Annotated in this window: 1 protein-coding gene (cut by a window edge); it reads left to right on the top strand. The window is 73.0% G+C overall.

What is annotated here, in order from left to right; translation table 11 throughout:
- On the top strand, positions 1 to 13,405 hold part of the coding region annotated (locus tag ACFW9O_RS36450) for a type I polyketide synthase (protein WP_384615449.1) (this coding region is incomplete at its 3' end). 13,597 nt of the annotated region lie to the left of the window's left edge; 13,405 of 27,002 annotated nt are visible.

Genomic DNA, 13,405 nt, shown 5'->3' with positions numbered 1-13,405 from the left:
CCACGCTGCGCGGGAGCGCCGTCAACCAGGACGGGGCCTCGAACGGCCTCACCGCGCCCAACGGGCCCGCGCAGCAGCGGGTCGTCCAGCAGGCCCTGGCGAACGCGCGGCTCGCCCCGGCCGACGTGGACGCCGTCGAGGCACACGGTACGGGAACCGCTCTCGGCGACCCGATCGAGGCACAGGCGCTGCTGGCCACCTACGGCCAGGGCCGCGGCGACGCCGAACCGCTGTGGCTCGGCTCGCTCAAGTCGAACATCGGCCATACTCAGGCAGCCGCGGGCGTCGCCGGTGTGATCAAGATGGTGCTGGCCATGCGGCACGGCGTGCTGCCCCGCACCCTGCACCTCGAGGAGCCGACCGGCCACGTCGACTGGTCCACCGGCGCCGTCGTACCACTGACCGAGAACCGGGCCTGGCCCGAAGCGGGCCGGCCGCGCCGGGCGGGCGTGTCGTCCTTCGGTGTCAGCGGCACCAACGCCCACGTCATCCTGGAACAGGCCCCTCCGTCCCCCCTCGTTCCCGACCCTGCCGAGGCGCCTTCCCACGGCGGACCGGTGGCGCCGTGGCTGGTGTCGGCGGCCGGCCCTGCCGCGCTGCGCGACCAGGCGGCCCGGCTCCGCGACTTCGCCGCCGGCGACGGCGGCCCCCACGGCATCCACGACATCGCCCACTCGCTCGCCGTCACCCGTACCGGCCTGGAACACCGGGCCGCCGTACTCGCCGACGACCGGGACACCCTGCTCGCGGGCCTCGACGCGATCGCCGCCGACCGCCCCCACCCCGCCGTCGTCACCGGCGCCACCGGGCACGGCCGGCTGGCGATGCTGTTCTCCGGCCAGGGCTCGCAGCACCCCGGCACGGGCCGCGACCTGTACCAGGCGTTCCCCGTGTTCGCCGACGCGCTCGACGCCGTCTGCGCCCGCGTCGACCCGCACCTCGACCTCCCGCTGCGCGAGGTGATGTTCGCCGAACCCGGCACCGACGCGGCGGCCCTGCTCGACCGGACCGCCTACACCCAGACCGCCCTGTTCGCCCTCGAGGTCGCGCTCTTCCGGCTCCTGGAGTCCTGGGGCGTCCGCCCCGACCACCTCCTCGGCCACTCCGTCGGTGAACTCGCGGCCGCGCACGTCGCCGACGTCCTGTCGCTCGACGACGCCTGCGAACTGGTCACCGCCCGCGCCCTGCTGATGGCCGATCTGCCACCGGGCGGCGCGATGCTCGCCGTCACCGCCTCCGAGGCCGAGGCGGCCGAGGCCCTCGCCGCCTTCGAGGGACGCGTCGACATCGCGGCCCTCAACGGCCCGTCCGCCCTGGTGATGTCGGGGGACGAGGACGCCATCGCCGAACTGGCCGCCCGCTGGACCCTCTCCGGCCGCAAGGCGACCCGGCTGCGCGTCTCGCACGCCTTCCACTCCCAGCGGATGAACCCGATGCTCCAACGGTTCGCCGCGGTCGCCTCCGCCGTGACCTTCCGGCCGCCCGTCATCCCGATCGTGTCGAACCTGACCGGCGCCCCCCTGCCCGTCGAGGAGTACTGCTCGCCGGCCTACTGGGTGCGCCACGTGCGGCACGCCGTCCGGTTCGCCGACGGCGTGACCTGGCTGGCCGACCACGGAACCACCCGGTTCCTCGAGATCGGCCCGAGCACCGTACTGAGCGCGATGGCCCAGCACACCCTCGCCGAACGCGACGACGCCGGCACGCTGATGATCGCCCCCGCGCTGCGCGACGACCGGCCCGAGGCCGCCACGGTGCTGCAGACGGTCGCCGCCGGCTGGACCCGCGGCGCCGACGTCGACTGGGCCGCGGTCCTCGCCGGCCGGGGCGGCACACGCGTCGACCTCCCCGCCTATGCCTTCCAGCGGGAGCGGTACTGGCTGCGGCCGGCGTCCGCGGGCGCGTCCGGCGGGCTGAACACCGGCCACGCCGTCCTCACCGCCGCGGTTCCGCTCGCCGAGGACGGCGGCCTGGTCCTCACCGGGACCCTGTCCCTGTCCGCCCAGCCCTGGCTCGGCGACCACCAGGTCCTCGGCGCCGCGATCCTGCCCGGTACGGGATTCGTCGAGCTGGCTCTGCGCGCCGCGCGGGAGGCAGGCTGCGGCGCGATCCGCGAACTGACCCTGCAGGCCCCTCTCATCGTGCCCCCCACCGGCAGGATCCGCGTCCAGGTCGGGGTGAGCCCCCAGGCCGGGACCGGCGACCGTGAGGTGTCGATCCACTCCCAGCCCGAGGACGGCGACGGCACCTGGCTCCGCCACGCCTCCGGCCTGCTCGCCCCCGAGGCCGAAGCCGCCCTCTTCGACCTGTCGGCCTGGCCGCCGCCCGGCGCCGAACCGGTCGACCTCGACGGCTACTACGACGCCACGCTGGCCGGTGCCGGATACCACTACGGGCCGGTCTTCCGCGGCCTGCGCCGCGCCTGGCGGGCTGCCGACGCCGTCTACGCCGAAATTGCCCTGCCGCAGGCCGCCGCACCCGACACCGACGAATTCGACCTGCACCCCGCCCTCCTCGACGCGGCCATGCACGCCACGACCATCGGAGGCTTCCTCGACGACACCGGCGCCACCCCGCTGCCCTTCCTGTGGTCCGGCGTGACGCTTCTGGCCACAGGGGCGACGGCGCTGCGGGTGCGACTGGCCGGCGCCGGCCCTGACGCCCTGTCGATCCAGGCGGCCGACACCACAGGCCGCCCCGTCGCCGAGGTGCGGTCGTTGACCCTGCGCCCGGTGCGCCCCCAGCAGCTGGCGGCGGCCGCCACGGCCAACTCGTCGCTGTTCGCCGTGGAGTGGACCGCGGTGCCGGCCTCCACCGGCACCGTCTCCGGCGAACCGGCCGGCGTGAGCTTCCTGCCCGACGGCCCGGCCACCGAGGACCTCGACGAGGCCGTCGCCGACCTTGTCGTGTGCCCCGTCGGCCCGGCCGACGGTGGCGACCTCGCCGAGAACGTCCACGAGACCACCGCCGCCGTCCTCGGGCTGATCCAGCGCTGGCTGGCCGACACACGGCAGGCGCCGTCACGGCTCGTTTTCGTCACCCGAGGTGCCATGGAGGCCGGTCCGGGCGAGGCCGGGCCGGACCTGGCCGCCGCCGCTGTATGGGGGCTGATACGCACCGCGCAGTCCGAGAACCCGGACCGCTTTGTCCTCCTGGACCTCTCCGGTACCGAAGGATCCGTCGGTACCGAAGGATCCGCCGCCGACGGTGTTGACTGGACCGCCGTTCGCGACGCCGCCGACCGGGGCGAGCACCAGCTCGCGCTGCGCGCCGGGGAACTCCGCGCACCCCGCCTCGTCCGTGTGCCCGCCCCGGACAGCCTGCCGCTCCCCGACGGCGCACCCGCCTGGCGCCTCGACACCACAGGACCCGGCACCCTGGAGAACCTGGCCCTGGTCCCCGCCGACACCCCACCGTTGGAGCCCGACCAGGTCCGCGTGGCCGTCCGCGCGGCCGGCGTCAATTTCCGCGACGTCCTCATCGGCCTGGGCATGTACCCGGAACCGGCCCCGATGGGATCCGAGGCGGCGGGCATCGTCGTCGAGGTCGGCACCGCCGTCACCGACCTGGCCCCCGGAGACCGCGTCTTCGGCCTCGTTCCCGCCGGTCTCGGCAGCCTCGCCACCGCCCCGCGGGCCCAGATCGCCCGCATCCCGCAGGGCTGGTCGTTCAGCCAGGCCGCCACCGTGCCCGTCGCCTTCGTCACCGCGTTCTACGGACTTGTCGACATTGCGGGTGCCCGGCCCGGCGAATCGGTCCTGGTCCACGCCGCGACCGGCGGCGTCGGCACCGCCGCCGTCCAGCTCGCCCGCCACCTCCGACTCGAGGTCTTCGGCACCGCGAGCCCCGCCAAATGGGACGCCCTGCGTCAGGCAGGACTCGACGACGAACACATCGCGTCCTCCCGCACCACCGACTTCGAAGCCCGGTTCCGGACCGCCACCGGCGGGCGCGGCGTCGACATCGTCCTCAACTCGCTCACCGGCGACATCCTCGACGCCACCCTGCGCCTGCTCACCTCCGGAGGCCGGCTCGCCGAGATGGGCAAGGCCGACCTGCGGGACCCCGGCCAGGTCGCGGGCGCCCACCCCGGTGTCCGCTACCGCTCCTTCGACCCCTCCGAGGCCGGCCCGCACCGGCTCGGCGAGATCCTGACCGAGATCCTCACCCTCTTCGAGCACGGAGCACTGCGGCTGCCCCCGGCGACGGTCTGGGACATCCGTGACACCGCCGCCGCGTTCCGGCACATCAGCCAGGCCCGCCACATCGGCAAGAACGTCGTCACCGTTCCCGCGGCCCCGGACACCGACGGCACCGTACTGATCACCGGCGGCACCGGCGCCCTCGGCGGACTTCTGGCGCGTCACCTCGTCACCGAGCGCGGAATCCGGCACCTGCTGCTGCTCGGCCGCCGCGGCCCCGCCACACCAGGTGCGACCGAGCTCGTCGCAGACCTCGAGCAGCTCGGCGCCCACGCCACCGTCCTGGCCGTCGACGCCGCCGACCGTGCGGCCCTCGGCGCGGCGCTCGCCGGCATCCCGGCCGCCCACCCGCTCACCGCCGTGGTCCACGCCGCCGGAGTCGCCGAGGACGGAGTTCTCGAGACACTCGACAGCGGGCGACTGCACGACGTCCTGCGGCCCAAGGTCGACGCCGCCGTCAACCTGCACGAGCTGACAGCCGGACACGACCTGGCCGCCTTCGTGCTCTACTCCTCCGTGGCCGCGCAACTCGGACCGGCCGGCCAGGGCGGCTACGCCGCGGCCAACAGCTTCCTCGACGCCCTGGCCCGGCACCGGCGCTCCCACGGGCTGCCCGCGGTGTCACTGGCCTGGGGCCTGTGGTCCGAGGACAGCGGCGTCACCGGCCGGATGACCGACGTCGACCTGGCGCGGGCCACCCGCCTCGGCGCACCGTTGCAGGCCGCACAAGGCCTGGCCCTGTTCGACGAGGCCGGCACCACGCACCGCTCGCACATCGTCCCGGCCAACCTGGACGTCGCGGCCCTGAACTCCGGCGCCGCGCCCGTCCCGCCGATCCTGGCCGCACTGGCGGGCCCCGCACCGCGACGGGCGGTCAGCGACCGTGCCACCGACGCCTCGTCCCTCACCCACCGTCTCGAGCGGCTCCCGGGCGACGAGCGGTTCGCGCTGGTCGTCGACGTCATCCGGACCCAGGTCGCCCTGGTCCTCGGCCACGCCTCCGCCGACGCGGTCGAACCACGCCGCGCCTTCAAGGACCTCGGCTTCGACTCGCTCACCTCCGTCGAACTCCGCAACCGCCTCGCCGCCGAGACCGGCCTGCGGCTACCGGCCACTCTCGTCTTCGACTACCCGGCTCCCGCCCCTCTCGCCGAATACCTGCTGGGAGAGCTCGTCGGCAGCATGGCCGCCGCGCCGCCGAAAGCACCGGTGCAGCCGGCGCCAGCCGACGACCCCATCGCCATCGTCGGCATGAGCTGCCGGTACCCCGGCGACGCGGACAGCGCCGACCGGTTCTGGCAGCTCCTCGTCGGCGGTACCGACGCGATGACCGCCTTCCCCGCCGACCGCGGCTGGGAGACGGGTCTCGCCGACGCACGCTTCGCCCTGCGCGGCGGCTTCCTCGGCACCGCGACCCGGTTCGACGCCGGCCTGTTCGGGATCAGCCCTCACGAGGCCCTGGCGATGGACCCGCAGCAACGCCTGGCCCTGGAAGCGGTCTGGGAGGCCTTCGAGAACGCGGGTATCGACTCCTCGACCCTGTGGGGCAGACCGGCCGGAGTGTTCCTCGGCGCCGGCTCGAGCCACTACGGCGTCAGCTCCGACCTGCCGCCCGAGGTCAGGGGACACGTCGTCTCCGGCTCGGCCACCAGCGTCATCTCCGGCCGCGTCTCCTACACGTTCGGGCTGGAGGGCCCGGCGGTGACGGTGGACACGGCGTGTTCGTCGTCGTTGGTGGCCCTGCATCTGGCGGCGCAGGCGCTGCGCGCAGGGGAGTGCGAACTGGCCGTCGCGGGCGGGGTCACGGTCATGACCACCCCGGACATCTTCACCGAGTTCCAGGTGCTGGGCGGCGTGGCCGACGACGGGCGCTGCAAGGCGTTCGCCGCGGCGGCCGACGGAACCGGCTGGGCCGAGGGTGTCGGTGTACTGGTCCTGGAGCGGTTGTCGGATGCCGAGCGCAACGGGCATCAGGTACTGGCGGTGGTACGCGGCAGTGCCATCAACCAGGACGGTGCGAGCAATGGTCTGACGGCGCCGAACGGTCCTTCGCAGCAGCGGGTGATCCGGCAGGCGTTGGCGAATGCCCGGTTGACCGGTGCGGATGTCGATGCCGTGGAGGCGCATGGGACAGGAACACGTCTGGGTGATCCGATCGAGGCGCAGGCGTTGCTGGCGACGTATGGCCAGGACCGCGAAGAGGCCGGTCCGTTGTGGCTGGGTTCGGTGAAGTCGAACATCGGGCATACGCAGGCGGCTGCGGGTGTTGCGGGTGTGATCAAGATGGTGATGGCGTTGCGGCACGGTGTGCTGCCGGCGACGTTGCATGTGGATGAGCCGTCGCCGGAGGTCGATTGGTCGGCGGGTGCGGTGGAGCTGCTGACGGAGTCCCGTCCGTGGCCTGAGGCGGACCGGCCGCGGCGTGCGGCGGTGTCCTCGTTCGGAATGTCCGGCACGAACGCGCATGTGATTCTGGAGCAGGCTCCGGCCAAGGCTGGGGTCCAGGTTCCGGCAGTTCCTGTTTCGGGTGTGTCGGCGTGGGTGGTTTCGGCGAAGTCCGAGGCCGGGTTGCGGGCGCAGGTGGAGCGGCTCGGGGCTCATGTTGCGGGCGATGCTGGGCTGGATCCGGTGGATGTGGGGTGGTCGCTGGCGACGACGCGGGCGGCGCTGGAGCATCGCGCGGTGGTGGTGGGGGAGGACCGGGAGGAGCTGCTGGCCGCTCTGCCCACGGCCGCTTCGGCCACCGTTGTTTCTGGTGGTGTGGTGTTCGTGTTCCCGGGTCAGGGCTCGCAGTGGGTGGGCATGGCACGGGAGTTGTGGGATTCCTCGCCGGAGTTCCGTGAGCGGCTGACCGAATGTGAAACGGCACTGGCGCCATTCGTGGACTGGTCCCTGACCGATGTCGTTCTGCACGACGACGATGTGGACCGGGTGGATGTGATCCAGCCGGTGCTGTGGGCGGTGATGGTCGCCCTGGCCGAGGTATGGCGGTCGGCGGGCGTGGTGCCCTCCGCAGTGGTGGGCCACTCACAGGGTGAGATTGCCGCTGCGTGTGTGGCGGGCTGGCTGTCGTTGGATGACGCGGCACGGGTGGTGGCGTTGCGGTCGAAGGCACTGGTCGCTGTGGCCGGTGGCGGGGGCATGGTGTCCGTGGCGGCCGGGCGGGATGCGGTCGAGGAGCTGACGTCGGACCGGGTGTCGGTGGCGGCGGTGAACGGTCCGTCGTCCACCGTGGTCTCCGGCGACGACGAAGCCCTCGACGCGTTCATGGCGGAGTGCGAGGGGCGTGGGATCCGCACGCGTCGGGTCCCGGTGGACTACGCGTCGCACTCGTCGCGGATGGACCAGTTGCGGGAGCGGATCCTTGCGGATCTGGCCGGGCTGGCCCCTGCTGTCGGCATGGTTCCGATGCTCTCGACGCTCACCGGTGACACGGTCAACGGTGATCTCGATGCCCAGTACTGGTTCGACAACCTGCGTTCCACGGTGGAGTTCGAGACCGCGGTCCGGGTCCTCCTCGATCAGGGCAAGCGCACGTTCATCGAGGTCAGCGCGCACCCCGTACTCACGGTAGGTGTCGAAGAGACGGTCGACGCGGCCGGTGTCGAGGCCGTGGTGCTGGGCACGCTACGGCGTGGCGAGGGCGGGATGCGGCGTGTCCTGGCCTCCCTCGGCGAGGCATGGACAGCCGGCGTCGACGTGGACTGGACCACGGTGCTCACCGGCCGCCAAGTCCCGCTCCCCACGTACGCGTTCCAGCACCAGCGGTTCTGGCTCAGCCCCCGCGCCGGCGCCGGGGACGTCGCCGCCGCGGGCCTGGTCGGGGCGGACCATCCACTGCTGTCCGCGTCGGTCGCCCTGGCTGCCGCCGACGACGTGGTGCTCACCGGCCGGCTGTCGGTGTCGGCGCAGCCCTGGCTGGCGGACCACACGCTCCACGGCCGCGTAGTGGTCCCCGGTACCGCTTTCGTGGAGCTCGCGCTGCGGGCCGGCCACGAGGCCGGCTGCGGCGAGGTCCTGGAACTGACGCTCCACGAGCCCTTGCTGCTGCCCGCGACCGGCGGTGCGCGAATCCAGGTACGGGTCGGCGCGCCCGGGCAGGACGGACATCGCGACGTGTCCGTCCATGCCCAGGACTCCGACGCGGCAGACTGGGTCCTGCACGCCGACGGCGTGCTCGCCGACGTCTCGGCCTCCGACATCCAGGCTTCCGGCGTCCCGGCCGCCGAGGCGTTCGAGCTCTCCACGTGGCCGCCGCCGGGTGCGACGCCGGTCGACCTCGACGGGTTCTACCCGGCGCTGGCAGATTCGGGCTACGGATACGGACCGGCGTTCCAGGGCCTGAGCCGCGCGTGGCGCGACGGAGACGACGCCTTCGCCGAAGTTCGGCTTCCCGCCTCCGCGGGTGAGGACGCCGCGCGCTTCGGTCTGCACCCCGCACTGCTCGACGCCGCGCTCCACGTGCTCGGCGTCGCCGGGCTCATCGACGACCCGAGCGCGACCCCGGTGCCGTTCGCATGGTCCGGGGTCTCGCTCCAGGCCACCGGTGCGACGGTCCTGCGAGCCAGGCTGTCCCCGGCAGGTCCCGACACCGTGTCGCTCCAGATCGCCGACGGCACCGGTGCGCCCCTGGCGCGGGTCCGCGCGCTGACCGTCCGTCCGTGGAACGCCGGGGATGCCGGGTCCACTGTCGGCGACTCGCTCTTCGCCGTCGAATGGCAGCCCTTGCCCACCGCTCACGACCTCACGGTCCACGACGGCGTCATGCCCGCCGACATGTCGTGGCAGGTCGAAGACTTCGCCTCCGCCGCGTCCGGGCCGGCACCCTTGTCAGCCGACCGGGCGCGTGCCCTGACCGTCCGGGCGCTGGACGCCATCCAGCAGCGGCTGCGCGGCGAAAGCGAGCAGGCCGTCCCGCTGGTCCTGCTGACCCGCTCCGCCATGGCGGCCGGCGCCGACGACGTGTCAACCGACCCCGCCGCCGCGGCGGTATGGGGTCTGGCCCGGACCGCGCAGACCGAGCACCCCGGCCGCTTCGTCCTGCTCGACGTCGACGACCCGGCCGCGCCGTTGCCCTGGGAGCGGATCAGGCGCGCCGTGGCGGACGGCGAGGCACAACTGGCCGTGCGCGGCAGCGAGCTCCTCGTCCCGCGTGTCGTCCGGACGACACCGGCCGAACGCCGGGCCGTGCCGGAGCCCGGAGGTCTGCGGGGAACGGTTCTGATCACCGGCGGGACCGGCGTCCTCGGCGGTCTCGTTGCCCAGCGGCTCGCGGACGAGCCCGGTGTACAGCGGCTCCTGCTGCTCAGCCGGCAGGGTCCCGAGGCACCCGGCGCGGCCGACCTGGCGGACGCGCTGCACGCCGCCGGTGTCGCGGTGGACATCGTCGCCTGTGACATCGCGGACCGAGCCGCCCTGGCGGACGTACTGGCCGCCGTCCCGCACGACGCCCCGCTGACCGGGGTGATCCACGCGGCCGGGACGCTCGACGACGGCATGATCGATTCGCTGACCCCGCAGCGCGTCGAGACGGCTCTGCGGGCCAAGGTCGACGGAGCGGTCAACCTCCACGACCTCACCGCGGACGCGGACCTGGGCCTGTTCGTCCTCTACTCGTCCGCCGCCGCCACGTTCGGCGCGGCGGGCCAGGCCGGCTACGCCGCGGCGAACGCGTTCCTGGACGCCCTGGCCCACCGGCGCCGCGCCGAGGGCCGGCCGGGCATCTCGCTCGGGTGGGGCCTGTGGCAGCAGGCGACCGGCATGACCGCCCACCTGGCGGTTGCCGATGCGGCGCGCGCCGCCGAGCTGACCGGCTCGCTGTCCGCCGCGGACGGCATGGCACTGTTCGACGTCGCCCGCGCCTCCACCCGCCCGCACGTCCTCCCCGTCCGGATCGACACCGCGGCGAGCGTCGACGGCGACACACCGCCGATGCTCCGGGCCCTGGCCCGCCGACGACTGCGCCGCGCCGCCGACGTGGCCGAAGCCGGCACGTGGACGCGCCGACTGGCCGAACTCCCTGAAGCCGAACGGACCCGAGCCGTTCTCGAACTCGTCCGTACCGAGATCGCCGCGGTCCTCGGACACGCAGGGCCGCAGGACGTCGAGCCCGGTCGCCCCTTCAAGGACCTCGGCTTCGACTCACTCCTCGCCGTACGCCTGCGCAACCGCCTCCAGGCGGCGACCGGCCTGCGGCTGCCGGCCACGCTCGTGTTCGACCATCCCAGCGCCTTCGTCCTCGCCGAGTACCTGCGCGGCCAGGTCGCCGGAACCCGGCCGGCCGCCGCGTCCTCGACCACCGTCAGCACCTCCGACGAGCCGATCGCGATCGTGGGCATGGCCTGCCGTCTCCCAGGCGGAGTCGCCTCCGCGGACGACCTGTGGGAACTGGTGGCCGGCGCAGGCGACGCGATGTCCCAGTTCCCGGCGGACCGGGGCTGGGCCGAAGCCCTGCGCGGCGCGCCGTTCGCACCCGTCGGCGGGTTCGTCCACGACGCGGACCGGTTCGACGCCGAACTGTTCGGCATCTCGCCGCGCGAGGCCCTGGCCATGGACCCGCAGCAGCGGTTGCTGCTGGAAACCGCCTGGGCGACGTTCGAATCGGCGGGCATCGATCCGACGTCACTGCGCGGTAGCCGCACCGGCGTCTACGCGGGCGTGATGTACCACGACTACGCCGCGAGCATGGGCCACGTCCCGGACGGCGTCGAAGCCTTCCTCGGTACCGGCAACGCGGGCAGTGTCCTGTCCGGCCGCGTCGCGTACGCCTTCGGTCTGGAAGGACCGGCGATCACGGTCGACACGGCGTGTTCGTCGTCGCTGGTGGCCCTGCATTCGGCGGTCCAGGCGCTGCGCGCCGGCGAGTGCTCGCTGGCACTCGCCGGCGGTGTGACAGTCCTGGCGACGCCCGGCGTCTTCACCGAGTTCGACCGGCAGGGCAGCCTCGCCTCCGACGGCCGCTGCAAGTCGTTCGCGGCCGCCGCGGACGGCACGGGGATGTCCGAGGGCGTCGGCGTCCTACTGGTGGAGCGGCTGTCGGATGCTCAGCGCAACGGGCACCAGATTCTCGCGGTGGTGCGCGGCAGTGCGGTGAACCAGGACGGTGCGTCGAACGGTCTGACGGCGCCGAACGGTCCGTCGCAGCAGCGGGTGATCCGTCAGGCGCTGGCGAATGCCGAGCTCACGACCGCGGACGTCGACGTTGTCGAAGCACATGGCACCGGTACGCGTCTGGGGGACCCGATCGAGGCGCAGGCGTTGCTGGCGACCTACGGCCAGGACCGCGCCGAGACCGGTCCCTTGTGGCTGGGGTCGGTGAAGTCGAACATCGGTCATACCCAGGCGGCCGCGGGCGCGGCCGGTGTGATCAAGATGGTCATGGCGATGCGTCACGGAGTGCTGCCCGCGACGTTGCACGTGGACGGGCCGTCGCCGCAGGTGGACTGGTCGGCGGGTGCGGTGGAGCTGCTGACCGAGGCGCGTTCCTGGCCGGAGTCCGATCGACCCCGCCGGGCGGCGGTGTCGTCGTTCGGTATCAGCGGCACCAACGCGCACGTCATCCTCGAAGCGCCGCCTCAGCCCGAACCGGCGGCCGATGTGCCGCCGCATGCCTCGGCTCCGGTGCCGTGGCCGGTCTCGGCGAAGTCCGATGCCGCGTTGCGGGCGCAGGTGGAACGGCTGCGGTCGTACGTGGCCGACCGTCCGGAGCTGGATCCGGTGGACGTCGGCTGGTCGCTGGCCACCACCCGGGCCGGTCTGGAACATCGGGTCGTCCTCGCCGCCGCTGGGGACGTGCTCGCCACGGGTGTGGCAAGCGAGGGCCGGCTGGCGGTCCTGTTCACCGGTCAGGGTTCGCAGCGTGCGGGGATGGGTCTGGGCCTGTACGAGGCGTTCCCGGTGTTCGCGGAAGCCTTCGACGCGGTCTGCGCACGGTTCGACGTCCGGCTGGAACGCCCTCTGAGCGAGGTCATGACCGACGGCGTCGACCTGGACCGGACGATGTGGGCGCAGGCGGGCCTGTTCGCCCTCGAAGTCGCGCTGTTCCGGCTCGTCTCATCGTGGGGTGTCACCCCGGACGTGCTCCTGGGGCACTCCCTAGGCGAGATCACCGCAGCCCATTGTGCGGGAATCCTCGACCTGGACGACGCGTGCGTGCTGGTCGCTGAGCGCGGCCGGTTGATGCAGGCGCTGCCCAAGGGCGGTGGCATGCTCGCAGTCGAGGCGACCGAAGCCGATGTCGCGGACTCCGGTCTGGACCTCGCGGCCGTGAACGGCCCCAACTCTGTTGTGTTGTCCGGTGATTTGGACGCGATCAATCGCTACGCGGCGCAATGTGCCGATCGCGGCCTGCGGGTCAGTGTCCTGTCGGTGTCGCACGCGTTCCACTCCGCCCTCATGGAACCGATGCTCGACGAGTTCGCCACGGTCCTGTCCGGCCTGACCTTCCATGCGGCGCGGATTCCGGTCGTGTCGAACCTGACCGGTGGGGTGGCCGAGCCGGGTGTCATGCAGCGGCCGGACTACTGGCTTAACCAGGTCCGCCGCACGGTCCGCTTCACCGACGGCGTCGCCACCCTCGCGGCCATGGGCGTGACGACCTGCCTGGAACTCGGACCGGACGGTGTCCTGTCCGGCATGGCCCAAGTCACCGCCGACGACATCCTCTTCGCACCGGCCCTTCGCAAGGACCGCGACGAGACCGACACCGCCCTGACCGCCATCAGTCGCCTGTGGACCACCGGGACCGACATCGACTGGCCCGGCGTTTTCAACGGCTGGGGCGGCCGAGTGGTGCCGCTTCCCACCTACGCCTTCCAGCGTGAGCGGTACTGGCCGCAGCCGTCGTCGAGGTCGGCCGCCGGAGACGGCATGGACTCGGCGTTCTGGGACGCGGTCGAGCGTGAGGATCTGCAGGAACTCGAGGGTCTGGAATCGGCGTTGCCGGCGCTGTCCGCCTGGCGGCAGCGTCACCACGAGCGTTCCACGCTCGATTCGTGGCGTTACCGGATTACGTGGAAGCCGCTGACGGGGATGTCCCCGGCGACGTTGTCGGGTGTCTGGGCGGTGACCGGTTCATCGGGCGCTGATGTGTCCGCGGCCTTGGAGGCCGCGGGCGCGACGGTGGTCGGTGTTCCCGCCGAGGAGGTGTCGGGTCTGCCTGACCTGGCGGGTGTGGTGCTGTCCGCTTCCGGGGTGGCGGAGAC

This window comes from Streptomyces sp. NPDC059499 (genome assembly GCF_042749285.1).
Taxonomy (GTDB): Bacteria; Actinomycetota; Actinomycetes; order Streptomycetales; family Streptomycetaceae; genus Streptomyces.
Note: the sequence above shows the minus strand (reverse complement) of the source record. Positions and strands in the feature narration are given on the sequence as shown.